The following is a 24,059-nucleotide window of genomic DNA, read 5'->3' as shown; positions in this document are numbered from 1 at the left end:
CCTAATTTAAAGGCTAAGGTGTAATCTCGTTGTGTGCGCTTACGGCTTGAGTTAATTGATGTTGTCATAAAGAAATCCTCTTTATGTCAACGTATTTCAGGACGAGACAATAGATAGAAAAAAGCCCCATCTTTCGATGAGGCTTATTCTATTTGGCGGAGCGGACGGGACTCGAACCCGCGACCCCCGGCGTGACAGGCCGGTATTCTAACCAACTGAACTACCGCTCCAAACTTTTTTATTATACCGCTACTACAGCACTATAATTTTAACTTTCAACAACTTGACTGGCGGAGCGGACGGGACTCGAACCCGCGACCCCCGGCGTGACAGGCCGGTATTCTAACCAACTGAACTACCGCTCCACTCAAGTTGCGGTGAATAATACGGTTGAGCGTTCGAAGCGTCAACCGTTTTTTTCACTCATTTGCATCGTTTAGTTAAAATTTCGCCAAACTTAACAAAACCCCATGATAAATGAACAAAATATCTTCAAACTGGCGTCTAAAATGCCTGACTGTTGGCCATTGATTTAGCGACGATGATCCGGCTCGTCTGGCATGGTCAAATCAATCTCATCGAGCGATGGCGCCTCTGCCTTACTCTGCCCTGCTTCGTCTAACATCCGTTGCTCTGCGGCGGCCAGTGCCTGCGCGAGACTTTGACGCTTACGCCAGACTATCAGCCCCACAACCCCAAGCAGTAGTAACACAGCATTGATGGTGATGATCCAAAACAGTGCATCCTGTTTTGCCACGGCTTCTTCTTCAGCGGCCTTTTGCGCTGCAACGGCGGCTAACTCCTCGGCACTCGGCGGCGGTTCGGGTGGCTGCACTAAGTTAAAGAAGAGTTCTGGCAAATCGAGCAGGATTTCACGGCCTGTGACTGTGGTGGTCGCCACAGTGCCTTTAATTCGATAACTGCCAAACTCGGTCACAGGCGGTATTGGCAGTTCAGTGTCGCTCTCTTTAAGCCCATGAACGACGAGGGGAAGTTGCAAACCAGCTGGTCCAACAAGCTCGAATGAAAAATGGGTTTCAGCCAATTGCAGCACATTGCTATCGGCGTGCAACATTATTTTCCATCGCCCCGTTAACGGATCATCTGGGGTGATCACTTCGGCATTCACTGGGCGTGGCGATAAGGTAAAGGGAAAAGAAACCTGTCGTTCAAACACATTATTACGGGCTTGGACCACAAAGTCGTACTCGCCCCAGGGCTGTTTTAGATTGATGTCGCTGGTAAACATGCCATCGTCGGGTCTTTCATCAAACTTTTCGCCATTATCTTTGTAAGAGCCAACAATAATGTCACCGGCGGCAAAGTTTTCATCCCCGGCGCGATGTTTACTCACAAAATGCGCGGTCCACTCAACAAGATAATCGAGCCCCGGCATGCGCACCCGCTCCGCATCCCCCATCAATTGAGCAACGACTTTGGTTTCTTCACCTTGGAATAACGGCTGCGGCAGTTGCTGCACTTCAATCTCAAGTTTAGAGACACGTTTGAGTTGCGAACCTGGAACCACCTTACCCACCAATTGCCAAGGGCCAGGCTGAGGCGATTCGATATATATAATGTCGCCTGTAATGCCATCGACCCATTTAACCGTTTCAGGATGACGGTTGGCGTACCACTTGCTGCCGTCGGGCAATACGATGACCACAGGCGCAGAACCGTACTCCCGCTGGATCAACAGCGTCATGCTGCTGACCATATGATCCACCCGAAAGCGATTTTTAAGCTCAGAGGCGGTATCGACAGGGACTACTTTTCGAGTAGCAGGCTTGGTTGGCTTGGCTTGAGTGGTTTGACTCGGCTTGGCATCAACTGGCTTTTCGGCGCTCGCTTTCACGTCAGCCGGCTTATCTGCATTCGCTCTAGCCTCAGTGACTTTTGGCTCACTGACTTTGGGCTCACTGACTTTGGGCTCACTGACCTTAGACGCACTGACTTGAGCATCATCGGGTTTTACGGCACTGGGCTGCGCCTCTTGGGCCTTTGGCGCCATAGTGGCGGGCGGCTGAGCGGTATTAACGGCAGGTTCGGTATCGGCCGCCAGCAAAGAGGTGCTCAAGCAGAGGCCGCCGAGCACTAACGTGGTATTTCGTAGGGATTTTCGCAGCGACATCGTCATAGGCAATAAATTATCCTCTCCAGAGGCATTTTCCTGATTTTGCGACTAAATCAAGACGCTTTTCATGCATAACGAGTTCATCGGCCGATGCGCTGATCACTTTAAGATTAAGTGATGCGGGATCAAAGCGTTGGATCCCCCCCGCCTCTTGACCGACTTCATCATTAGAGAGATTGAACTTGGTTTGTCCGCCTGTCATCGCCAAATACACATCGGCTAAGATCTCGGCGTCGAGTAATGCCCCGTGGTACAGACGGCGGGAGTTATCGATACCGTAGCGCTTACACAGCGCGTCTAAGTTGTTCTTTTGCCCGGGATGCAAAAATTTTGCGATATCGAGGGAGTCTAAGATCTCACAGATTTCACTGGTCTTTGGCCCTAATGGCTGCAACAGCGAAAATTCATGGTCCATAAAGCTCACGTCGAAGTTTGCGTTATGGGCCACAATTTCGGCGCCACTGATAAAATCGATAAACTCTTGCGCTATCTGATGGAACCTAGGCTCATTGGCAACGCGCTCATCGGTGATGCCGTGAACCGCAATCGCTTCTGGGTCAATCGCTTGGCCGGGATTAATATATTGATGGAAATAACGGCCCGTTAAACGGCGGTTGATCACCTCAACACACCCTATCTCAATAATTCTGTGGCCTAAATACACTGCACCACTGCCTTGGTTCATACCCGTGGTTTCAGTATCCAAAATAACCTGACGGCTTGCGTTTGAGATAATATTCATACTTTTATGCGCTTCTTATGACATTTTTTGGTTATACTCGCCAGTATTTACGCTGCGGATAACCATTTGATGACTGAACTAAAACTGATCCACATCTTCACCGATGGCTCTTGCTTAGGCAACCCTGGCCCCGGTGGCTATGGCATTGTAATGAATTATAAGGGCCATACAAAGGAGATGTCCGATGGTTTTGCCTTGACGACCAATAATCGCATGGAATTATTAGCCCCCATCGTTGCCCTCGAGGCGTTAAAAGAACCTTGCAAGGTTATTTTAACCAGCGATAGCCAATATATGCGCCAAGGGATCACCACTTGGATCCATGGTTGGAAGAAAAAAGGCTGGATGACCTCGAATCGTACACCGGTGAAAAATGTTGACCTCTGGAAACGGTTAGACAAAGCCGCCCAGCTGCATCAAATTGATTGGCGTTGGGTTAAAGGCCACGCCGGACACGCCGAAAACGAGCGCTGCGATCAACTCGCCCGCGCCGCCGCTGAAGCAAGCCCTACCCAAGTCGATGAAGGCTATCAGGCAGAGTCCTAATACCTGTAGCCACTTCGGCGCTCATTTCGCCGCTTAACGTTGCGCCGTTTATTCCCGAGATAAATGGAAAAAATTACCGCAAAACTGCACAAAGGCTAGACCTAATGATGTGGCTTGGCGGCTCTTGTGGGTAATGCGATAAAACTGTCGCTCCAGCACAAGGCCTTCAATGGTGACTAGGGCCAGCTCTTTTCGGCTGATGTCTTTATCCAGTGCCAGTTCAGAGAGCACACCCAATCCAGCGCCTTGTTTAACCGCAAGCTTAATGGCATCGGGCGTGGTAAAACAAAATTTTGCCTCGGGCTGCATACCTAATTCATTGGCTGCATTGACAAAATATTCACGCGTGCCGGAGCCTTCTTCCCTTAATACCCAAGATTGGCCTTTGACCGCTGCGGGTTTAACCGTCTGCCCCGCGAGGGGATGCGCCGGATGACAAAAGACTAATAGTCTGTCCTTATGCCAAGGCTCAATATTCAAGCGGTTATCGGTGCAATGTCCTTCGATAAACCCCATTTCGGCGCGAAATTGCGCGACCGATTGGATCACTTCTTGGGTATTGGTAATGGCCACATCCACATGGGTCTGCGTATGTTGCTGACAAAAGGCCACCGCCGCTTTTGCTAACAAATAGTTACCAATCGTGGAACTGGCGCTCACGCTTAAATGCCCGACTAAATCGCCGTCTTGGCGCGTGAACGCTTGCTCGATTTGCTCGACTCGATGTAACAAGTCCGTCGCCAGTGGCAGTAACAAATTCCCTTGGGAGTTGAGCTGTAATCGATTGCCAATCCGCTCAAATAAACGGGCGTTGAGCTGCTTTTCTAATTCGGCCAAGGCCATGGAGGTCGCAGGCGGCGACAGATTAACTTGCTCCGCCGCTTTTGCCACTTGTCCACTGCGTGCAACGGCTTCAAATACCGCAAGTTGCCTTAAGGTTATTCGCATAACAGACTCATCAATGAATGAAATTATTTGGTATGTTCGGATAAATGCCCAGTTCGACCCGCGCTCGGGGCCGTGGTCCAATTCGGCTGTAACACTTTACGTTTGTCGCGGATGGGCGTTAATGGCGACTCTAATTTACGCGCTACAATTAAATATAAGCTGCCTGCACTGGGTAGCCATGAGGCCAAGGTTTGCTGCATAAAACGGCCGTCATTAAACTCACCAATTAACGGGTGGTAGACTAAACGTTCATCGCTGACCACTTGATAGCCCAATAATCCTAACCAGTCTCGTACTCGAGAGGGCATGAAAAAACGCCCACACCAGGGTAGATTATCCTGATACTTTGGCCATAACTTACCGAGAAACACTGGGCTTAAGGGATTAAAACCTACAATAAATAAGTATCCGCCAGCGATCAGCACCCTGTCGGTTTCCCGCAGGATACGGTAAGGATCGGCTTCAAATTCGAGCAACAGACTCATCAGCACGGCATCGATCACCCCATTCTGTAGGGGTAAATGGCAAAAATCGCCAATTAACGAGGCATTAGGTTCTGAGCACAGAGAGAAATGGTGCGCAACGGGGGATGCCATACTCGAGAGATCGGCGCTTAAAGGGCCGAGTTTGAGTAAGTGGTAGCCAAACACCCTTGGCCACCAATCGGCAAGCTTATCGGCAACGGCTTGTTGGAGTGCAGGACCATTGGGCAAATCGTCCCATTGTTCGGGTTTGCGCATAGCACTGTTATACGACACAAGTCTCCTCCCTTCCCGTTACTCTTAACTTAATGGTGGATACAATCACCCATCTTACCCTTTGCCGCCTTAGCGTTGTCCCTAATGTTTGTCATGAGCAATTATCATGCACTGTCGCCAAGTGAGCCCCTCTTATGGATAATAACCTTATCTTCAAAACGAAATACAGCGATCGGCGGTGCTATGCTCACTATATCAGCGATTAATGCCTTTAATGACAATTATATCTGGGTGTTGCGACAAGACTCCCAGGAAGCCGTGTATGTGGTTGACCCGGGCGATGCCAATGTCATGCTCGACTACTTGCGCGCCCAGCAACTCTCACTAGCGGGTATTTTGATCACCCATCACCATAAGGATCACACAGGTGGGATCCCCGCCCTCGCGGCCCATGTTAAGCAGACCACAGGCCATGACTTAACCGTTTATGGTCCACGAAGTGAAGATATTCAAGGCATCAATCTGCCAATTGACCCAACGCTGAGTGATACACTCGTCCTGCCTTTTGTTGAATCGCCCGTACGTATCCTGTCCGTTCCCGGGCATACCGCTGGGCATATCGCCTATCTAGTAGATGACGCACTATTTTGCGGTGATACGCTTTTTAGCGCAGGCTGCGGCCGCTTATTTGAGGGCACGCCAAGCCAAATGTGGCAATCCTTAAGCCAGCTCGCGGCGCTGCCCGATAAAACCCGAGTGTATTGCGCCCATGAGTACACCCTCGCCAACCTGAAATTTGCCCAAGCAGTCGATGCGGATAATGAAGCGCTCAACGCCTATGTGGAGCAGGCAAACAACCTTCGCGCGCAAGGCAAAGCCACCATTCCCTCCACGATCGGATTAGAGCGAGCCATAAATCCCTTCCTCAGGCCGTTGGCGCCCGCCATAGTCAACAGCATAAAAAATCAGTTTTGTGATCAAGATCTGACTAAAGCAGACGAACTGACCTGTTTTACCCTACTCAGGCAGTGGAAAGATATTTTTTAGTAAAAAACGATCTATTTATGGCTGAAATTTATACAGTTTTTTCCATTTTTGATGATGTAAATCAAAAGTGACCCTACAAGATGTACGATAATTTAGGGACAAGATCAAAAAGATCCCATAGAATGGCTCGTTTTTGCGTGAATACTTTGCGCTCTGTGTTGCCACTATTTACATAATAATCAATTCGTTAGCTCATTATAGCTAGATGAGATTGTGCAGTGGCAATGCACTAACAGAGGACTATCGTTTTCCATGAGAGTATCACTTTATGTTGTAGTAGGGGGATTTGCCCTACTCACAGGTTGTCAGACTTTAGACAACCATCAGGTGACCAAACCTGAAGCTGAAACCGTCACAACCGAAAATACCGTCCCACAGTATTATCTCGCAACCGAACCCGAGACGGCGCAAATTACTGATGTGTGGGAGCGAATTCGTCAAGGAATGCAACTCCCCGTTCCTGACAAAAAATTAGTTAATTATTATCGCGATTGGTACATCAAGAACCCTAAACACCTCGAAGTAATTTCTGAGCGTGCGGCACCTTACATGTATTTGATCGTCGAAGAGCTTGAAAAGCGCCATCTGCCGATCGAGATCGCGTTGCTGCCGATTATCGAAAGCGCTTTCGATCCCAGTGCATCTTCTGCCAGTGCCGCCTCCGGGCTTTGGCAATTTACAACCCCAATGGCCAGCCATTTTGGGTTAGAGATGAACTGGTGGTACGACGGCCGTCGTGATGTGCCCGCCTCCACGGTGGCCGCGTTGGACATGCTCGAATACCTGTACGACAAAACCAATAATAATTGGCTTTATGCGATTGCAGCCTATAACTCGGGCGAGTCTCGCGTCCTCAATGCGATTAAACGCAATGAAGATAAAGGCCTTAAAACCGACTTTTGGTCACTGGATCTGCCAAAAGAGACAGAGCGTTATGTGCCACAATTATTGGCCCTCGCCGAAGTGATCAAACATGCCGACGAGTACGGCATTACGCTAGCGCCAATTGAAAACAGCCCTTCTATCGAAGTGGTTGATATCGATAGCCAAATTGACTTGGCCATGGCGGCAGGGCTCGCCAATATGACGACCCATGAGCTATTAAAACTCAATCCTGGATACAACCGCTGGGCCACTGCACCGACGGGACCCCATACGCTGGTATTGCCGATTGATAAGTCAGAAGAGTTTAAAAAAGCACTGGCCGAAACCGAGAGTGAAGCCCGTGTAAGTTGGCTCAGATACACCATTAAATCCGGTGATAGTATCGGCGCCATTGCCAAGAAACACCATACCACGGTCAATGCGATCCGTGCGGCTAATGGTATGAAAAATAACACTATCGTTGCGGGTAGACACCTGATTATTCCGGTCTCTGCCGACGATAAACAGCTGTATGCGATGTCAACCAGCCAGAAGTTACCTAAAAAAGCGGCAACTTCGACCTCCGGTAATAAGTTGACTTACCAAGTGAAATCCGGCGATACCCTGTGGCAAATCGCACAAAATCATAAGGTATCGGTGAAACAGCTCACCGCTTGGAACCATTTAAGCAAAGACAGTAAATTGCAGATGGGCCAAAAACTGACCATAGTTGCGCCGCCAACCCAAGCGGAAGTGGAGCAAATTCGCACCGTCAGCTACAAGGTGAAATCAGGCGACTCCTTAGCGCGTATTGCTAGCAAATTTAAAGTGACGGTTGCAGAGCTGCTCGAGTGGAACAGCTTAACTTCATCGCAATACATTCAACCCGGCCAAGTGTTAAAGCTGGTGGTGGATGAAAGCAATTTAAATGCCTAATGCCGAGTTTGAAAACGGCTTAGATATTGAGTAAAGCCCGACTTATCGGCGAAAGAGCCACAAGCATTCACATTTAAGCCTGTTCTTATAAGGCAAACAAAAAGGCAGTAACCCTGGGTTACTGCCTTTTTTATTCGCAAAAAAATCGTCCTAAATAGCCTCGGTACTCGCCCTTGTAGCCCGCTGTCTTTCAATCTGCAATCTTAAATACACTGCAGTTTACAAGAATCACGCAATCTTTAACTCGCATTACTCAAGGGTTAGCAAGTACACGACGGGCGCCATTGCTGGCAATTCGCTTTCCAGCGCCTTAGCGGCAAATTGCGCCTCAAGATGGGCTCCTTCATTTGGGATCCCTGCCAAGGCTTTTGGCGGGATCGCAAACTTGACCACCAGCTCCTCACCGGAGGCTAACTGAGTATCACGCAGAGCTTGAGTAAACATCATATCGTCAGACCAAGCCCAAAGACGCTTTCCTTGCACTGTGGTCAGTAACAAATCGGCAGTCATGCCCGAGTGATAACGCAGTGCAACCGCCTGAGTCGAGGGATTGCGAACCGTTAATGTCGCCTTAAGCGGTTGTTTAAAATCCACAAAAGTATCGAGGGAAAGCGTCCCCGTGAGTAAAGCCTGAGACGGTTTGTTCGATACCTGTTCCACTTTTAAGCTGGATTTTGCTTCAATTCCCTGTAGTTTCGCCGCTAAATCGGCGGTCTGTACCACTTCAGGTTGTTTAGCTGCCTCGGTACGAATATCGGTTTTTGGCACATTAGTCTGGGCTTGCGGGGCAAAGCAGCCAAACAGCTGCCCCGCCACCAATGCCATCCCAAGCGGGCGCGCAATACGCGTTAATGCCTGCTTAGGTTGAAGCTTACTCCCTGACACTTGCTTAGCGGTGTGTTTTCCCATGCCTAAAAACCACCGAGTTTTTTCAGTAGGGAGTCCTTTAATTTATCTTTGGCTTTATCCGTTTCTTCCTTCAACTGATTGTTCAGCAGCGCTTGGGTATCTAAAGCATATTCAGGTTTTTGGAAGGTGCCGGTGATCGCAAGTGGAATATCAATGCCAGCCAAGGCATTTTTCTCGCTACCGCCCTGACCTTTGAGGGAGTTCACTAAGGTCGTGGTCAATCGGTAATCCAAGCCTTCGGTCAGCAGGTTTGCACTGCCCTTACCCGCCACCCGTAATAGCGGTGATGACATGGCAAGATCAGGATTTGTCGCCACACCGTTCTCTAGGCTGAAGTTACCCGTCAGGCTCGAGAAGTCGGTTTTACGCTCTTCTTTGGTGTCGGCGGACATATCCCCCTTTAACTTGGCCTGCGCGCTACGGATCATTTGCGGAATATTCACCCCGTAAAGGGCACCGTCGGTAATATCAAAACGGCCATTAGCAAGTAGGTTTTTCTTCAACTGCTCGGGAATTAAACTCTTACCTTTACCCTTAACGTTGAAATTGGCTGTACCGGCCAGAATTTCCAGCTCGGCGGCATCCTTGAGTAATGGACGGATCTGAACACCCGAGATTTGCTTATCAAATTGATAACTGGCAACTTTTGAGCGGGCATCAACCTGCGCATTTAGCATCAACTTACCTTGGTAAAGATCCGCAGTCAGTTGCTTAAGATCAACCACACCATTCTTAATGCCTAAATCCATCAACCAGTTTTGCGTTGATAAGTTCGCCACCTTGATGGATTTGACCGCTAATGTCAGTTTGGCATCTAAGCCATTGAGCGCGGTAAGGTCGGGCTCTACCGCCTGAGCCTGTGAAGGCGTGGCAGCAGCTTGCTTTTCCGCCGTATCAGATTTTGGCAATAAGGCATCGAGGTCAATGTCACCCAGTTGGAAATCCGCGTTAATTTGCGGCACTTTACCGCCGTAATTCACCGCCAACTTACCCGCTGCATTAATATCCATCGCCGTTAATTTACTGATGTCTGCCGACAGCTGCTTTTTATCTAATGCGATTTGGCTGTTTAGGCTAACCTCAGCAGTCAATTTTTTATTGGGGATCCCCTCGCCTTCAACTTGAGTCTCAATATCCAGCTTCTCAATCACCAGCTGATTAAAATCATGGCTTAAATTGATTTGTCCTTCGCCTTTGCTGCTCACAGTCATATCCGGCAGGGTCGCGGCAAATTCGTAGGCCATAGGCGCAAATTTATCGAGTGAAAATGCCCCCAGCGTAAATTGCTTCAAGGTTAAGGTTTGGGTTTGTCCCTTGGCTTCATCAATCAAATTGATTTCGGTGTTGGTAATCGAAACGCCGCCCACATCAATGCTCGTTAATTGTGCTTTGGCGCTTGGCTCGGCAGGCGTTGCTGGTTTTTCAGCGCCCTTGCCCGTTAAGCCATCGAGGCTCGAACTGCCATTTTTACGGGTGACCAGATTGATTTTTGCACCATCAAGGCTTAGCTGCGCAATTTCAATTTGCTTGCTAAACAGTGGCATAAGCTCTACTTCTGCCACAGCCTTATTCACTTCAAGCATAGATTTGGGTGTAAATCCATCGGGATTAGAGAGTGAAATCCCCCCAAGATTAATCCCTACCGTCGGGAAAAATGTCCACGACAAATCATCACCGATGACAAGCTCACGCCCTGTCTGCTTTTTAACGGCGTTGACTATTTCTGGTTTAAAATCATTAGGGTCGAAAAATACGGTGAGATATAAGGTGACTGCAACCACTAAGGTCACCAGAAGAGCTAAAAGCCACTTAATGAATTTCATAGAAACATCCTTATCAATAACATCTTGAATTTTTGATAACACTTAACTTAGAAAGGCAAAGTTTAATGACGCCTCGCTAATGGCAATGCCATTCTCATCGGCATAAAGCATCATGCCGGGTTTTACTGTCACAGCGCCAAACTCAATCGGCACATCGATTTGACCTTGGTTTAATTTTTCGGTCTTGATGGGCATAGCCCCTAAGGCATAGACGCCAAGATTAAAAGTAGAAAGTCTTGCCACATCACGGACATAGCCATTAATCACCACACCTTGCCAACCGTTATCGAGAGCACTTTGCGCAATCAAATCCCCTAATAACGCCCGCCGGGGTGAGCCGCCACCATCAACGACCAATACTTTTCCATGACCGGGCTGGGCCAGCACTTCTTTCACTTTGGAGTTATCTTCAAAACATTTGACCGTTACAACTTCACCCCAAAACAAACGCTTACCACCAAAACTGCGAAATTCGAGCGGTAACAGCGACAGTTTTGTAGGGTAGTGATCGAACAAATCAGGCAATAGATCAAGCATTTGGATCTCCGCGAAGTGAAAAGTTTAGACTAACCATTATTGTAGACCCCTACAAGCCTAATGCGAAACTCGACTTTTTAATGAGGTTTACACTTTAAATAGTTTATGAGCATTGGCATAAACATGATAATCTGCGATAGTTAACCTCCTATGACACCCGCTTGGGTACGTTAATTCATTATTTAGCTTCTCAACTTCTTGTAATAAAGTGAACACCAAATGACAACAGATCTTGATTTGCAAAGCGCTATTGCCGCGCTGGATGAATATGGATATGAGAAAAAAGCCTCAACGGATCTTGAGCAAGCCCGTAATAAACAACAAATGGGGAAATATATCAAATCCCTAGACTACAGTTTACGTCGATTATTGATATTGCAAGAAACTGTTAACGAATTAGTAGAAGAAAAGAAACATCAGCTCGCACAACAAGAAAACATTCAAACCTATAAAACCAAAATCATCAACCTCTCTCGCGAATTAAACCTTTCCTACGAAGAAGTTTTAGCCATCATGGCAGAGTCTAGCACTAAGAAATAACCCTCTTCGATAATCAGCACTTCTTACCCTTTCCGCGAACATCTCGATTCAGTACGGAATATCAGGATTTTTGCTTGAGTGATTTTGGCGGTCTTAAGGACATCATGAAATATCATTCATGATTAATGCATGATGTTAGCGAATGGCGTTTAGAGAACAGATATAAGGCGCTCAGTTAGCGCCTTATATCTGGGTGATGGATTACTGCTCTAACATTAATTGGCGAATATATTTCACCGGTGCACTGCCATAACTTAAAAACTTCTCATGGAATGCTTTTAGGTCAAAATCCTTGCCTTTGAGCTGCTTATATTCTTCGCGGAAATCGTAAATTTCGCGGTATCCCGAGTAGTAACTTGTCAGCTGCACTTGGCTTAGGGTGGCACGGCGCCATTTACCTTCCGCCTCAGCACGTTGCTGGAACGCTTCATCCATCATCAGACTAATGGCTTGCTCTTCAGTCATGCCTTTAACATGAATGCTGTAGTCTAAGATGGTGTTACAGATAACACGTAAATTCCACTTGTAATACATCAACCACATTTCAGGCTCGAAATTACCATAGCCCTCTTCAAGCATCATGCGTTCGGTATAAACGGCCCAACCTTCAACCATAGCGCCATTACCAAATAAGCTTTTCACTAAGCTTGGTGACTCATTGGAATAAACTAATTGGGTGTAGTGTCCAGGAATCGCCTCATGGATATTTAAAATCTGTAATATCCAGTGGTTATATTCGCGTAAATAGCTTTCTGCGGATTCATCACTCATACCATCGAGTGGCGTGACGTTATAATAGGTATTGCCTAATTTATCATAGGGGCCAGGCGCACTAATCGAAGCTCCCGCATAACCACGCATATACTCCGGGGTTTCACGCACGACTAATGGTTTTTTAGGATCTAAGGTCACTAAGTCTTTTTGATTTACAAATTCAATCAACTCAGGAATTTGTTTACGGACTTCGCTCACAAAGTCATCACGTTTAACGTGCTCTGTCGATAATTTATCAATCAATTGGCGAATGGCGATTTTATTATCACTTGGTTTTGGCGTAGTGAAATATTTTGGCCACAGCTTGTCGGTGATCTTCGCCATTTCACCTTGCACTCTTTCTTTATCCGCCATGGCTTTTTGATAGAGCTGTTTTGCTGTCATGCCCGCTTGGATATCAAAGGCAAACTTTTGCTCGTATAATTCTTCACCAATTCTAAAGCTGCGAGCACCGTCTTTTTTCAGTTGGCTAACCTGTGCATTTAACCAAGTAATATGTTCGTTAATCGCTTTGGTTGCCGTATCGAAACGGGATTTAAACAGCGATTTTTCCGCATCTGACAGACCAGAATCCGCCACTTGCTTCAATAAATCATCGGAGAAGACCGAAAACGCACCTTGGTTTTGCATCACAGCCAATTCAGTGTGTTCTAGGGTTGGCTGCTGAATATTGCTGCGCGCCGCGGCGTAATAAGCAGGGATATTTTCCATTCTGGCCAATACGGAACGTAATCTGTCATCCAGTGGCGCAAAGTTTTCATTGATGATTTGTGCAAAACCGCCCGCCACGTTATAGCTCGAGGGATCCCATTGCCATGATTTAAAGTCGGTGATTTCCCACGCCATGCTGTTTAGCAGATTATCAATCAAGTGATAATCGATGGTTTCGTTAGAGCTCAGAGACTTAAGTTCAAACTGTTTCAGCTTTGCCTGCTGGGCTTTTACAAAGGCAAGCGTCTTAACACGGCTGGCTTCATTGGGGATTTCTAAATAGCCATCATTAACGTGTTTGCCGCTGTAGAGCGCCCAAGTTGGCGCTAATTGCCACAGATCATCGATAAAAGTCTGGCTAAATTGTGCAAAGGCGCTGGTCTTCACATCAGCACCGACCACGCTTGATTTGGCGGTATCGGCTGACGCTTGAGTTGATTGCGATTGGCAACCCGCAAGGCCTGCGAGCGATAACAAGATCGCAAGAGAGATGGCGGTTTTCTTCATTCTTTTTCGTCCTTTTTATATTTATGCGTTAATTCCAGTGCCTCGAGGCGACCGTAAGCGTCTAAAAACTTAACTCATCAGACGCCAATAAAAGGACTTAAGTTAATCATATCAGCCGCCTAATTGCAGCTGTGTTGCAAGCGAATACATGCCCAGTTACAAATTTGTAAGCTCGAGTGCCGATAGCGCTCAGCTATCAACCTGCGTGAGATAATCCCCTATTCCACTATTGCTACTGCTATAATAGCGACCTGCTTCGCTGTTCGCCTCAGGCCTACAGTTTGCCAATAAATCATTTAGTTGAGACTCTCAATGCCATTCTCCCAACTTGGATTACACAGCGCGCTTGTCAAAGCGGTGACTGAACTGGGTTACACGAACCCCACGCCGATACAGACAAAGGCCATACCCAGCATTTTAGCGGGCAAGAATGTGCTTGCCGCAGCGCAAACGGGCACAGGTAAAACCGCCAGTTTTGTGCTGCCGCTGCTACACAGATTCGCCGATGCCCCCAAGATCCGCCCTAAGCGAGTGCGCGCCATCATACTCACCCCGACACGTGAGTTAGCGCTTCAGGTCGAAGAAAATATCAACCAATACGCCAAGTATTTACCTTTAACAGCCATGGCCATGTACGGTGGTGTCGACGCCGCGCCGCAAAAGAAACGACTGATTGAAGGCGTGGATTTACTGGTGGCCACGCCTGGGCGTTTGCTCGACATGTATACCCAAAGGGCCATCCGTTTCGATGAAGTCTCAGTATTGGTGCTCGACGAAGCCGACCGCATGCTCGATATGGGCTTTATCGAAGACATTAATAGCATCATCGAAAAGCTGCCCGAGCAGAGACAAAACCTCTTATTTTCTGCCACTTTATCAAAACAGGTGAAAGCGCTGGCGAAATCCGCTATTCCGGACGCCATCGAAATTGAAATCAGCCGTAAGAGCGCGGCGTCGACTCATATTGACCAATGGTTGACCACGGTCGATAAAGATAAAAAGTCGGCGCTGCTGAGTCATTTGATCCAAGAAAATAACTGGTCACAGGCATTAATTTTTATCCAAACCAAACACGGCGCAGCCAAATTGGTTAGCCAGTTAGAAAAGCGTGGCATTGTTGCGGAGGCTTTTCACAGTGGTCGTAGCCAAGCGGTACGCGAGCAACTGCTTATCGATTTTAAAGCGGGTAAAGTCTCCTTCTTGGTCGCCACAGGCGTGGCCTCACGCGGTATTGATATCGATGCCTTAGCGCGGGTGATTAACTACGACTTACCCGATGAAGCCGACGACTATATTCACCGCATTGGTCGTACCGGACGTGCGGGTAACCAAGGTGAAGCGATTTCCTTTGTTTCTAAGGATGATTTCAGAAACCTATGTGCCATCGAACGTCGCTTAGGTCATGTTATCGTACGCAGGGAGATAGCAGGCTTTGAGCCGAAAAAAGTCGTGCCGATTTCCATACTCGATTTTGTGCCTAAATCGGCATCGACAACAGAGCGTAAACCCCATAAACCCGCCGACACAAGTGCTCAACCCCGCCCCTATTCGAGTGGCAAGCCGGGCACCTTTGAGGCGACACAAGCCAAGAAGCATCGCAGTGCCAAAGCAACTCCTGCGCCTAAAGCCCCAAAGACAGGGACGGATAGTCGCTCAGGTACTCGTTCTGATAGCCGCCCTGCGAATCCACTGCAAGCTAATCCATGGCAAAACAGCATCAAGTCGCAGGGGGATAACGAACCCCAAGCAAATCCTTGGTACAAAAGCACTAAGTGAATTAGCAGCGTATTAACGAATTAACTCAAAATAGCAGAAGCAAATATGACGATTATTTTTACAACCAACCTCGGTGATATCAGTATCGAACTCGATCTGGAGCGCGCGCCCGTTACCGCCAAAAACTTTATCCGCTACTGCCAAGAAGGTTTTTATGAGCACACGATTTTCCATCGAGTGATCAAAGGCTTTATGATCCAAGGCGGTGGTTTTACCGCCAAAATGAAGGAAAAGCCCACCCACGAACCGATTGTCAACGAAGCCAACAAAGGCCTATCGAATGTGTTTGGCACTATCGCTATGGCCCGTACCGATGCACCGCACTCGGCGACCGCGCAGTTTTTTATTAATACGGCCAACAATGAGTTCCTCGACCACACAGCAACCACGAACAACGGTTGGGGTTATGCGGTATTTGGTAAAGTCACCGCGGGACTCGAGGTCGTGCTGCAAATTGAAGGCGTAAAAACCACCCGTGTTGCAGGCCATGAGGACGTGCCCCGTGAGCCGATTATTATCGAAAAAGTAACTATCGTTGAAAAATAGTGATTATCGTTGAAAAATAGTCATTCTGGTTGAATAAGTTACTTTATCTAATCGAGGAATAGTGTGGTGTTACTTAGCTGTGGTACAGCTATCCCGCCAACATACATTGATAGATAAGGCTTTGGTTTTAAAGCCTAGAGAGAAAAAAGGAGCACTCAACCCAATGGTTAGTTGCTCCTTTTTGTTTATTAACGTCAGTTATTAGAGACAAAAGCTGCTGCAATGGCGTTAATCTAGATCTTTCAGTGGCCACAGCACGATATGATCTTCAATATCTTTCACCCTGCGCTCATCCACCACTTTGCCTTGAATCGACATACCCGCAAGGTGCATAGCTTCTTTAGACCCCGTAAGTAATGGATGCCAGCTTGGCAATTCTCGACCGGCGGCTAAACGACGATAGGCACAGCTATCGGGTAACCACGTCAGTTCATGGACGTTTTGCGGTGTGATCACTGTACATTGGGGAACATGGCTAAAACGGTCACTATAATGCTTGCAGCTGGCACTTTGATGATCGAGCAATAGGCAAGCCGCATTGGTGTAATACAACTCTTCAGTTTCATCATCGATCAACTTGTTTAAACAACACTTACCACAACCATCGCAGAGGGACTCCCACTCCTGCGATGTCAACTCGGTTAACGCTTTATTCTGCCAAAATGCCATGTTTACGCTTATCTTCATAATAAAAAACCCGCTTAATGCGGGCCATTTTACACCAATTTACTGGGGAGTCTTAATTCTCTCCGATAAATGCACCACAGAGATGCCAAAATAATCGCCCTCGCCTAAATAATTCACCGCTTGCCAGTGCATTAAGGCGCGGTAATTACCATAGACCAGATATTTTCGGCCCTTGGCACCGTCGGGCATGATAAGCGAAGCGTGAATATCCTCACGATTCGGTAAATCCGTATTATCGAAACGCCTGACACCTAGCTGTTGCCACTTGGCCAAGGTTTGGGATTGATTGAGTCCGATAAACTCGGCCTTCAGATCCGCCGGTGCTTGAACCTGACGTCCCCAGGTATCCTCCCCATTCCAGCCCTGCTGCTTAAGCAGATTCGCGGCAGAGGCAAAGGCATCGGCCACATTGTGCCAAATGTCTTTTTTACCATCACCGTCGCCATCTTGGCCGTAGGCTAAATATTCACTCGGTAGCAATTGGGTTTGCCCCATAAAGCCTTTGTCATTGCTTTTAAGATCATCAAACTTAAGATGCTCTTTATCCATGATGGAAAGCGCAGCCATAAACTCCCGCTGGTAACGCGCCGTATCTTCGCCCGTAAAGGCTAACGACGCCATCACAGACAGCACAGGATAATCCCCCGACGCATCACCAAAGTTAGACACTAAGCCCCAGAGCGCCACTAAAAACCGCGGCTGCACTTGATACTTATCAGCAATATTGCTCAATAGCACCTCATGCTCGTTAAAGAGCACGCGCGCCGTATCCACCTTCCATTCTGGAACGACTTCTGGCAAATAGGTTTCAAGGGTTTTAGATTGGCTTGGCGCTGCGGCCACATTGGCTTTTTTAAAGCGTTTTATCTGCGGGAAAGCGGCGTTGATCGTCGCTTGGCTAATGCCTTGGGCACTTGCCTCTTGTTTTAGCTTAAGGAGGTAATCGTTGAAGGAAGCATCTTGCCCTAGCGTGCTATGGCTTATCAAGGGCAAGAAAATCAATGTACATGCTGCAACGCGTTTAAGGAGGGTCTTTGGCATATACCTTTGTCCGCAGTTTATGGGCTAGTCTTTAATCCCAAGACTTTCTCTGTGTTCGGCCAATAAATTAACCTGCGGTGGCGGAATTTGTAAATAAAAACCCTTTTCCTCGAGTGCTGCTCTGACCTTTTGAATATCGGCGATACCGAGGGATTCACGCTTAGCAATGGGGAACACCATCACTAACTGAGGCACGCCAAACATATCCAACAGCGCTTGGGGAACATCATCAAAGCAGTCCCTTTTGTTCACAAATAAATAAGTTTCAGCCTTTCGACTACTTTTATAAACCGCACATAGCATAAGAGTATAAATATCCAATAGTTCAAACTTGCCAGTCAATGGGGCACACTATAACATGGTCGCCTAGTAATTTAATTGTAAAATCAGCGAACCGACTGATGATTTCTGGAGAATAGTGCCGGGATGTCAAAACCTAGCTTAGAGTTAAAAGGCGCTTCTTTTACTCTTTCAGTGCTTCATATCAATAGCAGCGACTTAAATGCTGTCATGGCTGAATTAGATAGCAAATTGGCACAAGCCCCTCAATTTTTTCTGGGTGCCCCTTTAGTCGTCAATCTCAGCGCCATCCAAGATAACGATTTCAATTTACATGGCTTAAAAGAGTTATTACTTTCCCGCCAGTTAGTTATCGTGGGGATCACTGGGGCAACAACCGCCCTCAGCAATCAAGCCAAAACCTTAGGACTTGCCATTGTCAAAGCCGGCAAACAAAGCGTGACGCCCCCTCCCGCGCCGCGTCAAACGAAGGTTTTGAAGCAAAATATCCGCTCTGGCCAGCAGGTCTATGCAAAAAATGGCGATTTAATCATATTTGGTGCCGTAGGTAATGGCGCTGAAGTCATCGCCGATGGTAGCATTCATATTTATGGCGCATTACGAGGAAAAGCCATGGCGGGCGCGGCCGGCGACAGCAGCGCGGTGATCATCGCCCATTCCCTCGAGGCTGAATTAGTTTCAATAGCAGGGCAATATTGGCTCGCTGAAAATCTACAACAACATAGCTCAGATAAAAGCGGCTGCATTCGCTTAAATGGCGAGTCGCTTATCGTTGAATCATTGCCCCTCTAAATGGCATAAAAAAGGATAGAGAGAAACATGGCACAAATTATTGTTGTCACTTCAGGTAAAGGTGGTGTTGGTAAAACCACATCCAGTGCGGCGATTGCAACTGGACTTGCAATACAAGGGCATAAAACTGTTGTTATCGATTTCGATATTGGTTTACGTAACTTAGATTTGATCATGGGCTGCGAGCGCCGCGTCGTCTATGACTTTGTCAATGTGATCAACGGCGAAGCCAATTTAAATCAGGCACTGATTAAAGACAAACGCTGTGAAAAACTGTTTGTACTGCCTGCATCGCAAACCCGCGATAAAGATGCACTGACCAAAGAAGGCGTGGGTCGTGTGCTCGATGATTTAGCGAAAGAATTTGATTTTATTATTTGTGACTCTCCCGCAGGGATCGAGCAAGGCGCAATGATGGCACTGTACTTTGCCGACATCGCCATTGTGACCACCAACCCTGAAGTGAGCTCGGTTCGCGACTCTGACCGTATTCTGGGCATGTTGCAGAGCAAGTCACGCCGCGCCGAACTGAATTTAGAGCCGATAAAAGAGTACTTACTGCTGACTCGTTATTCGCCGAGTCGCGTAAAATCGGGCGAAATGTTAAGTGTTGACGATGTAAAAGAAATCCTTGCCATTGAATTACTTGGTGTTATCCCTGAATCACAATCTGTACTCAAGGCCTCTAACTCGGGTGTGCCTGTGATTATCGATCAAGAGAGTGATGCAGGTGCGGCTTACAGTGATACAGTCGCGCGTTTACTGGGTGAAGATGTGCCAGTACGCTTCATTACGGAAGAGAAAAAAGGTTTCTTACAACGGATATTTGGTAGCTAATTATGTCTTTACTCGACTATTTCAAAAGCAAGAAAAAGCCTAGCACTGCGGTAATGGCAAAAGAGCGACTACAAATTATTGTGGCCCATCAACGTGGACAACGGGATACCCCGGATTATTTTCCACAGATGAAACAAGAAATTATCGCCGTTATCCGCAAATATGTGCATATTTCTGATGATCAAGTTTCTGTGCAGTTAGATCAGAACGACGATAACCTGTCGGTACTCGAACTTAACGTCACATTGCCTGACAGATAAGTCGAGCGTTGGCGTCATCCTCATCACGGGGATGACGCTTTCTGCTGCGTGTTTGTCGAATCTTAGGCGAAATAAGCTAAGCCTTGATATCAGAGGGAAAGGCCTTAACAACGCGCCAAGACCTCAATATTACTGCAGATTATGTATTAATCAGCCCTCAAATTAGACTTCAAGCTTTGCCAACGACTCGGCGGCAATGTGTCCACGCCAGCCACTTAAGACCGTCGGTAACTCACCCTGCTGTTTATCCCAACGCCATTGTAAATACTCATGAATATGACGTTTAGAGCCCAGCATCTCCATCGGGATGGCATGCTGCTCACACAGTTCAGTTAAGCAGGTTTTAATATTCTTAAAGGCCGATTTGTAGCCAGGTTTGAGCGCTAAGACATCCACTAATTCGGGTGGATTGCTTAAATCCGCGGTCTGCATCACCCGTAAAATATCTTTACCGTGAATGCGTTTCTCTTGCTCGGTCAAATCGTTCAGTTTAAGCAAATCGCCCATGCTCTTAGGCTGCTTCTTCGCTAGCGCGATCAGGCCGTGATCTTTAATCACAAAACCCAAGGCTAAATCCCGCGCTAAGGCTTTTTCTAAGCGCCACTTAGCCAACACTTTAAGGTAGGCCAACTGATGTTCAGTGAGCTGAAAGGCATTCTTCACTCTCAGGTACGCAGTATCTATATCTGGCGCAGCTAAGCGCCCTTCTGTCATTCGCTCGCCTTCTTCATACAGCCAGCCTAAGCGATCTTGCGCCTTAAGCTTGTCGGCAAGTTGCGGATAGAGTTGATACAGATACAACACATCGTTGGCGGCGTAGCTCAGCTGCGCCTCAGTCAAGGGGCGGCGCATCCAGTCGGTGCGCGACTCACCTTTATCAATCACTTCACCTAAGCAGGTTTCAACTAACTTGGCATAACCTAGGCCATGGCCCATGCCACATAAAGAGGCTGCGATTTGGCTATCGAACAAAGGCGTAGGTTGACGCTGACCATAGTGGGCGAAGACTTCTAAATCCTCGCTGCACGAATGCACCAATTTGATGATGTTGGGATTATCCAGCAAAGACCAAAATGCACTGAGATCTGGCAGCGCGACAGGGTCAATTAAGGCTAAGGTTTTACCATCATAGGCTTGAATGAGGCCAAGCTTAGCGTAATAGGTACGTGTGCGCACAAACTCGGTATCTAACACGAGTAGCGGACTCTGTTGATATTGAGCGACGAGGGCATTGAGGCTAGCTTCGTCGCTCACATACTGAAACACTGACAAATTCTTCTCCAGTTCCTGTGGGTTAAGCACCGTCCATAAAAACAAAAGCCGGCTCATTGCCGGCTTCAATCTTACGCGCGCTTCACTTCGTCTCGAAGTTCTCGTCGCAAGATCTTACCCACGTTGGTTTTAGGTAACTCGTCCCTAAATTCTACCAGCTTCGGTACTTTATATCCCGTTAAATGCGCGCGGCAATGCTTAATGATGTCATCAGCGGTTAAAGATTTATCTTTTGCCACCACAAACACCTTCACTAATTCACCGCTGGCGTCATTTGGCACGCCAACCGCAGCCACTTCAATCACTTTAGGATGTAACGCAACCACTTCTTCGACTTCATTGGGGAAGACGTTGAAGCCCGAAACCAAAATCATGTCTTTTTTACGGTCGACGATATAGAAGAAACCTTGTTCATCCATATTGCCGATATCACCGGTGGCAAGCCAGCCGTCTTTATCAATCACTTTGGCTGTTTCCTCTGGACGCTGCCAGTAGCCTTTCATGATCTGTGGACCTTTACCAAACAGCTCACCTGTCTCGCCCTGTGGCAACACATTACCCGCATCATCACGCACTTGAATTAAGGTTGATGGCGCAGGGAAACCGATAGAACCGTTGTAGCCATCTAAGTTATAGGGGCAGCATGTTAGTAGCGGTGACGCTTCGGTTAAACCGTAACCTTCGAGTAAACGGGTTTTAGTGATACTTTGCCATTTATCGGCTACGGCTTTTTGTACCGCCATCCCGCCACCAATGGATAATTTTAGGCGAGAAAAATCCAGTTCCGCAAAATCGCTGCTGTTCACCAACGCATTAAACAGGGTATTGACGCCAGTCAGCGCCGTAAAAGGATATTTTTTCAGTTCGGCCACAAAGCCTGGAATATCCCGCGGATTGGTGATTAACAAGTTTTGACTGCCCTTATGTAAGAACAATAAGCAGTTCACTGTTAAGGCAAAAATATGGTAAAGCGGCAAGGCTGTTACCACAAATTCGTTGCCATCACGCAGTGCCGGTGAATAGGCACCATTGGCCTGTAATACGTTTGCGACCACGTTTCTGTGGGTCAACATGGCGCCCTTTGACACCCCAGTCGTTCCACCTGTGTATTGCAAAAAGGCTAAGTCGTCGCCCGTAATAACGGGTTTGACATACTGCATTCTGCGCCCTCTGGAGAGGGTTTCGCGCATTGAAAGTGCATGGGGTAAGTCGTATTTAGGCACCAGTTTTTTGATGTATTTGACCACAAAGTTAACTAAGGTGCGTTTTGGCGCGCTCAGCAGATCCCCAAGCCCGGTGATAATCACGCTTTTAACTGGCGTCTGGTCGACAACTTCTTCCAAGGTACGGGCAAAGTTTGATACGACCACAATGGCCTTAGCGCCAGAGTCGACTAATTGGTGCTTTAATTCGCGGGGAGTGTAAAGCGGGTTAACGTTCACCACCACCATGCCTGCACGTAAAATACCAAACAGTGCAATGGGATATTGCAGCAGGTTCGGCATCATCAGGGCGACACGGTCACCCTTTTGTAGCTTTAATTCATTTTGCAGATAAGCGGCAAACGCACGGCTGCGTTCTTCAAGTTTACGGTAAGTTAGCGTGGCACCCATGTTGATAAATGCCGGTTGATCCGCATATTTGGCCACCGCCGTCTCGAACATATCGACGAGCGATGAATACTGATCCGCATTAATCTCAGCAGGTACATCTTTTGGCAAATGATTAATCCAAGGCTGATCCACTACTTTCTCCTAAATCCCCACAACTGCGGACACGGTATCCCTACTACCGTCAATACTCGACAAATACCGAGTTAAAATACCGACTTACATTTTATTGTTATTGATTGACCCGCATAAATCATACGGGCGTTTTAATTTTGATCATCATCACATAAAAAAAACAAAAAACCTAGCGTCTTTTTTATGTAAGCAAAAGCGATTATTCGACAAACTGCTGGATCAAGTGCGCGACCCCTTTGGCGTTATCCATGTGCACATGATGGTCGCCCTCGAGCATATGTTCCGACAAGTGTGTGAACCATTTCCTCGCCTTAGGCAGCGCCGCCTGCAACTGGCTAAAGCCCTGTTTACCGCAGATTAATAAGGTCGAGACCGAAATATGCTGCATCAATGCATCGACCTGCTCAAAGGTCAGCCGCATGGGCGAGTCGAGCCTTAATCTTGGATCACTGCGCCACGCAACACCATCGGTGGTAGGTTGCATATTGCGCTCGAGTAACAAGCGGCACCAAGGCTCGGCCAGCCCCGTTAAGTGCACTCTGGCTTTTACTGCGGTGTCCATGTTGTCGTAGACTTTTAGCTGTTTATGCTTTTGGGCTAAAAACTTCTCGTGCTGATAAAAACTCTTTCGCAGTCGCGTTTTCGCTTGAGTCACCGACTCAAATAATGGGCTTAACGCCTCAATCAAAATCAGTTTGTTGACCTTTTCAGGAAAGGTTGCGGTATACGCCGAGGCAATAATGCCCCCTAACGAATGCCCTATGATGGCCAACGGCTTTTGTGGCAACATCGCCAGTAACGCATCGAGATCGTATAAATAGTCAATCCAATGCAATGGATAATGTCCCGGCCGATGCGCTGAAAAGCCATGACCGGGCCAATCTATGGCAAGTATTTGATAATGAGGCAAATACTCAGCGAGAGGCTCAAAGCTGTTCGCATTGTCTAACCAGCCATGCAACGCGAGCAATAACGGCTTATCTTTCGCTCCCCACAATCGACCACTCAGCTTGATATGGGGTAACACAAACTCGACTTGATTTTTGGGGGCGAAAGATTGCCACATATTGCCTCTAATGTCAGGTGA

General features: G+C 47.5%; 23 protein-coding genes, 2 tRNA genes and 1 pseudogene. 9 read left to right on the top strand and 17 right to left on the bottom strand.

From position 1 onward, the window contains the following. The 5 genes and pseudogenes from L2713_RS19940 to dnaQ form a co-directional block, all read right to left on the bottom strand. Positions 1 to 68, bottom strand: a pseudogene (locus tag L2713_RS19940) (valyl-tRNA synthetase); the annotation flags it as partial. A gap of 85 nt (positions 69 to 153) precedes the next feature. Continuing rightward, positions 154 to 230: transfer RNA gene (locus L2713_RS19935), tRNA-Asp, on the bottom strand. Positions 231 to 288: 58 nt separating this feature from the next. Continuing rightward, positions 289 to 365, bottom strand: a tRNA-Asp gene (locus L2713_RS19930). Between the two features lie 167 nt (positions 366 to 532). Next, positions 533 to 2,137 carry a TIGR03503 family protein gene (locus tag L2713_RS19925; RefSeq protein WP_248969069.1) on the bottom strand — a complete coding sequence of 535 codons (1,605 nt, stop codon included), beginning with the start codon at positions 2,135 to 2,137 and terminating at the stop codon, positions 533 to 535. Positions 2,138 to 2,147: 10 nt separating this feature from the next. After that, positions 2,148 to 2,876, bottom strand: a complete 729-nt coding sequence (gene dnaQ, locus L2713_RS19920) for a DNA polymerase III subunit epsilon (RefSeq protein ID WP_011717296.1) — start codon at positions 2,874 to 2,876, stop codon at positions 2,148 to 2,150. Between the two features lie 69 nt (positions 2,877 to 2,945). Here dnaQ and rnhA point away from each other — a divergent pair, with 69 nt between their 5' ends. Next, entirely contained in the window at positions 2,946 to 3,422 is a 477-nt protein-coding gene (gene rnhA, locus L2713_RS19915; RefSeq protein ID WP_109285850.1) for a ribonuclease HI, read from the top strand. Between the two features lie 48 nt (positions 3,423 to 3,470). Here the strand turns inward: rnhA and L2713_RS19910 are convergent, their stop codons facing one another. Further along, the gene (locus L2713_RS19910) at positions 3,471 to 4,370 is read right to left on the bottom strand and encodes a LysR substrate-binding domain-containing protein (RefSeq protein WP_011717298.1); all 900 of its coding nucleotides are present in this window, start codon (positions 4,368 to 4,370) and stop codon (positions 3,471 to 3,473) included. Positions 4,371 to 4,393: 23 nt separating this feature from the next. Then, the gene (locus tag L2713_RS19905) at positions 4,394 to 5,128 is read right to left on the bottom strand and encodes a class I SAM-dependent methyltransferase (protein ID WP_088211290.1); all 735 of its coding nucleotides are present in this window, start codon (positions 5,126 to 5,128) and stop codon (positions 4,394 to 4,396) included. Positions 5,129 to 5,311: 183 nt separating this feature from the next. On the opposite strand from L2713_RS19905, the gene gloB reads away from it, so the two are divergent. Both gloB and L2713_RS19895 read left to right on the top strand, forming a co-directional pair. Then, positions 5,312 to 6,115, top strand: coding sequence for a hydroxyacylglutathione hydrolase (gene gloB / locus L2713_RS19900; protein WP_248969067.1), 804 nt, complete (start codon positions 5,312 to 5,314; stop codon positions 6,113 to 6,115). 252 nt (positions 6,116 to 6,367) lie between these two features. Continuing rightward, entirely contained in the window at positions 6,368 to 7,915 is a 1,548-nt protein-coding gene (locus tag L2713_RS19895; RefSeq protein ID WP_248969066.1) for a lytic transglycosylase, read from the top strand. Positions 7,916 to 8,164: 249 nt separating this feature from the next. Here the strand turns inward: L2713_RS19895 and L2713_RS19890 are convergent, their stop codons facing one another. The 3 genes from L2713_RS19890 to L2713_RS19880 are packed head-to-tail and all read right to left on the bottom strand — an operon-like array spanning position 8,165 to position 11,184. Then, the gene (locus tag L2713_RS19890; RefSeq protein WP_248969065.1) at positions 8,165 to 8,824 is read right to left on the bottom strand and encodes a BsuPI-related putative proteinase inhibitor; all 660 of its coding nucleotides are present in this window, start codon (positions 8,822 to 8,824) and stop codon (positions 8,165 to 8,167) included. A 2-nt stretch (positions 8,825 to 8,826) separates the two neighbouring features. Further along, entirely contained in the window at positions 8,827 to 10,647 is a 1,821-nt protein-coding gene (locus L2713_RS19885) for an AsmA family protein (RefSeq protein WP_248969064.1), read from the bottom strand. A gap of 42 nt (positions 10,648 to 10,689) precedes the next feature. Continuing rightward, the gene (locus L2713_RS19880) at positions 10,690 to 11,184 is read right to left on the bottom strand and encodes a putative 4-hydroxy-4-methyl-2-oxoglutarate aldolase (protein WP_248969063.1); all 495 of its coding nucleotides are present in this window, start codon (positions 11,182 to 11,184) and stop codon (positions 10,690 to 10,692) included. Between the two features lie 219 nt (positions 11,185 to 11,403). Here L2713_RS19880 and L2713_RS19875 point away from each other — a divergent pair, with 219 nt between their 5' ends. Then, positions 11,404 to 11,724: a hypothetical protein gene (locus L2713_RS19875; protein WP_086904120.1), complete on the top strand. Its 321-nt coding sequence runs from the start codon at positions 11,404 to 11,406 to the stop codon at positions 11,722 to 11,724. A 201-nt stretch (positions 11,725 to 11,925) separates the two neighbouring features. Here L2713_RS19875 and L2713_RS19870 read toward each other — a convergent pair whose 3' ends face one another. Next, the gene (locus tag L2713_RS19870) at positions 11,926 to 13,716 is read right to left on the bottom strand and encodes a DUF885 domain-containing protein (RefSeq protein WP_248969062.1); all 1,791 of its coding nucleotides are present in this window, start codon (positions 13,714 to 13,716) and stop codon (positions 11,926 to 11,928) included. A gap of 312 nt (positions 13,717 to 14,028) precedes the next feature. Here L2713_RS19870 and L2713_RS19865 point away from each other — a divergent pair, with 312 nt between their 5' ends. Then, positions 14,029 to 15,492 carry a DEAD/DEAH box helicase gene (locus L2713_RS19865; protein ID WP_248969061.1) on the top strand — a complete coding sequence of 488 codons (1,464 nt, stop codon included), beginning with the start codon at positions 14,029 to 14,031 and terminating at the stop codon, positions 15,490 to 15,492. A 45-nt stretch (positions 15,493 to 15,537) separates the two neighbouring features. After that, positions 15,538 to 16,038: a peptidylprolyl isomerase gene (locus L2713_RS19860; protein WP_248969060.1), complete on the top strand. Its 501-nt coding sequence runs from the start codon at positions 15,538 to 15,540 to the stop codon at positions 16,036 to 16,038. A gap of 228 nt (positions 16,039 to 16,266) precedes the next feature. Here the strand turns inward: L2713_RS19860 and L2713_RS19855 are convergent, their stop codons facing one another. The 3 genes from L2713_RS19855 to L2713_RS19845 are packed head-to-tail and all read right to left on the bottom strand — an operon-like array spanning position 16,267 to position 18,069. Next, positions 16,267 to 16,707 (bottom strand): YcgN family cysteine cluster protein, encoded by a 441-nt coding sequence (locus L2713_RS19855; RefSeq protein WP_041416862.1) that lies wholly within the window; start codon positions 16,705 to 16,707, stop codon positions 16,267 to 16,269. Between the two features lie 57 nt (positions 16,708 to 16,764). Continuing rightward, positions 16,765 to 17,766 (bottom strand): lytic murein transglycosylase, encoded by a 1,002-nt coding sequence (locus L2713_RS19850; protein WP_248969059.1) that lies wholly within the window; start codon positions 17,764 to 17,766, stop codon positions 16,765 to 16,767. A gap of 24 nt (positions 17,767 to 17,790) precedes the next feature. Then, positions 17,791 to 18,069 (bottom strand): YcgL domain-containing protein, encoded by a 279-nt coding sequence (locus tag L2713_RS19845; protein ID WP_089067656.1) that lies wholly within the window; start codon positions 18,067 to 18,069, stop codon positions 17,791 to 17,793. Positions 18,070 to 18,192: 123 nt separating this feature from the next. On the opposite strand from L2713_RS19845, the gene minC reads away from it, so the two are divergent. Genes minC through minE form a run of 3 tightly spaced genes read left to right on the top strand, consistent with a single transcriptional unit; the run spans position 18,193 to position 19,955 of the window. Continuing rightward, entirely contained in the window at positions 18,193 to 18,858 is a 666-nt protein-coding gene (gene minC, locus L2713_RS19840; protein ID WP_011717312.1) for a septum site-determining protein MinC, read from the top strand. Positions 18,859 to 18,885: 27 nt separating this feature from the next. Continuing rightward, on the top strand, positions 18,886 to 19,695 hold the full coding sequence (gene minD, locus L2713_RS19835) for a septum site-determining protein MinD (RefSeq protein WP_011717313.1): 810 nt from the start codon (positions 18,886 to 18,888) through the stop codon (positions 19,693 to 19,695). Positions 19,696 to 19,697: 2 nt separating this feature from the next. After that, a complete protein-coding gene (minE, locus tag L2713_RS19830; protein WP_011622938.1) occupies positions 19,698 to 19,955 on the top strand; it encodes a cell division topological specificity factor MinE in 258 nt (85 codons plus the stop codon). Between the two features lie 162 nt (positions 19,956 to 20,117). Here the strand turns inward: minE and rnd are convergent, their stop codons facing one another. The 3 genes from rnd to L2713_RS19815 form a co-directional block, all read right to left on the bottom strand. After that, entirely contained in the window at positions 20,118 to 21,227 is a 1,110-nt protein-coding gene (gene rnd / locus L2713_RS19825; protein WP_248969068.1) for a ribonuclease D, read from the bottom strand. A 71-nt stretch (positions 21,228 to 21,298) separates the two neighbouring features. Further along, positions 21,299 to 22,972 carry a long-chain-fatty-acid--CoA ligase FadD gene (gene fadD / locus L2713_RS19820; RefSeq protein WP_086904114.1) on the bottom strand — a complete coding sequence of 558 codons (1,674 nt, stop codon included), beginning with the start codon at positions 22,970 to 22,972 and terminating at the stop codon, positions 21,299 to 21,301. A gap of 199 nt (positions 22,973 to 23,171) precedes the next feature. Beyond that, positions 23,172 to 24,038: an alpha/beta hydrolase gene (locus L2713_RS19815; protein WP_248969058.1), complete on the bottom strand. Its 867-nt coding sequence runs from the start codon at positions 24,036 to 24,038 to the stop codon at positions 23,172 to 23,174. Between the last annotated feature and the right edge of the window lie 21 nt (positions 24,039 to 24,059).

The organism is Shewanella seohaensis, assembly GCF_023283775.1.
Lineage (GTDB): Bacteria > Pseudomonadota > Gammaproteobacteria > Enterobacterales > Shewanellaceae > Shewanella > Shewanella seohaensis.
This window is presented reverse-complemented; position numbering and strand designations above follow the sequence as displayed.

Coding starts and splice junctions, on each gene's coding strand:
- L2713_RS19925 (WP_248969069.1), bottom strand. CDS start 2,137: ATGACGATGTCGCTGCGAAAATCCCTACGAAATACCACGTTAGTGCTC.
- dnaQ (WP_011717296.1), bottom strand. CDS start 2,876: ATGAATATTATCTCAAACGCAAGCCGTCAGGTTATTTTGGATACTGAA.
- rnhA (WP_109285850.1), top strand. CDS start 2,946: ATGACTGAACTAAAACTGATCCACATCTTCACCGATGGCTCTTGCTTA.
- L2713_RS19910 (WP_011717298.1), bottom strand. CDS start 4,370: ATGCGAATAACCTTAAGGCAACTTGCGGTATTTGAAGCCGTTGCACGC.
- gloB (WP_248969067.1), top strand. CDS start 5,312: ATGCTCACTATATCAGCGATTAATGCCTTTAATGACAATTATATCTGG.
- L2713_RS19895 (WP_248969066.1), top strand. CDS start 6,368: ATGAGAGTATCACTTTATGTTGTAGTAGGGGGATTTGCCCTACTCACA.
- L2713_RS19890 (WP_248969065.1), bottom strand. CDS start 8,824: ATGGGAAAACACACCGCTAAGCAAGTGTCAGGGAGTAAGCTTCAACCT.
- L2713_RS19885 (WP_248969064.1), bottom strand. CDS start 10,647: ATGAAATTCATTAAGTGGCTTTTAGCTCTTCTGGTGACCTTAGTGGTT.
- L2713_RS19880 (WP_248969063.1), bottom strand. CDS start 11,184: ATGCTTGATCTATTGCCTGATTTGTTCGATCACTACCCTACAAAACTG.
- L2713_RS19875 (WP_086904120.1), top strand. CDS start 11,404: ATGACAACAGATCTTGATTTGCAAAGCGCTATTGCCGCGCTGGATGAA.
- L2713_RS19870 (WP_248969062.1), bottom strand. CDS start 13,716: ATGAAGAAAACCGCCATCTCTCTTGCGATCTTGTTATCGCTCGCAGGC.
- L2713_RS19865 (WP_248969061.1), top strand. CDS start 14,029: ATGCCATTCTCCCAACTTGGATTACACAGCGCGCTTGTCAAAGCGGTG.
- L2713_RS19860 (WP_248969060.1), top strand. CDS start 15,538: ATGACGATTATTTTTACAACCAACCTCGGTGATATCAGTATCGAACTC.
- L2713_RS19855 (WP_041416862.1), bottom strand. CDS start 16,707: ATGGCATTTTGGCAGAATAAAGCGTTAACCGAGTTGACATCGCAGGAG.
- L2713_RS19850 (WP_248969059.1), bottom strand. CDS start 17,766: ATGCCAAAGACCCTCCTTAAACGCGTTGCAGCATGTACATTGATTTTC.
- L2713_RS19845 (WP_089067656.1), bottom strand. CDS start 18,069: ATGCTATGTGCGGTTTATAAAAGTAGTCGAAAGGCTGAAACTTATTTA.
- minC (WP_011717312.1), top strand. CDS start 18,193: ATGTCAAAACCTAGCTTAGAGTTAAAAGGCGCTTCTTTTACTCTTTCA.
- minD (WP_011717313.1), top strand. CDS start 18,886: ATGGCACAAATTATTGTTGTCACTTCAGGTAAAGGTGGTGTTGGTAAA.
- minE (WP_011622938.1), top strand. CDS start 19,698: ATGTCTTTACTCGACTATTTCAAAAGCAAGAAAAAGCCTAGCACTGCG.
- L2713_RS19815 (WP_248969058.1), bottom strand. CDS start 24,038: ATGTGGCAATCTTTCGCCCCCAAAAATCAAGTCGAGTTTGTGTTACCC.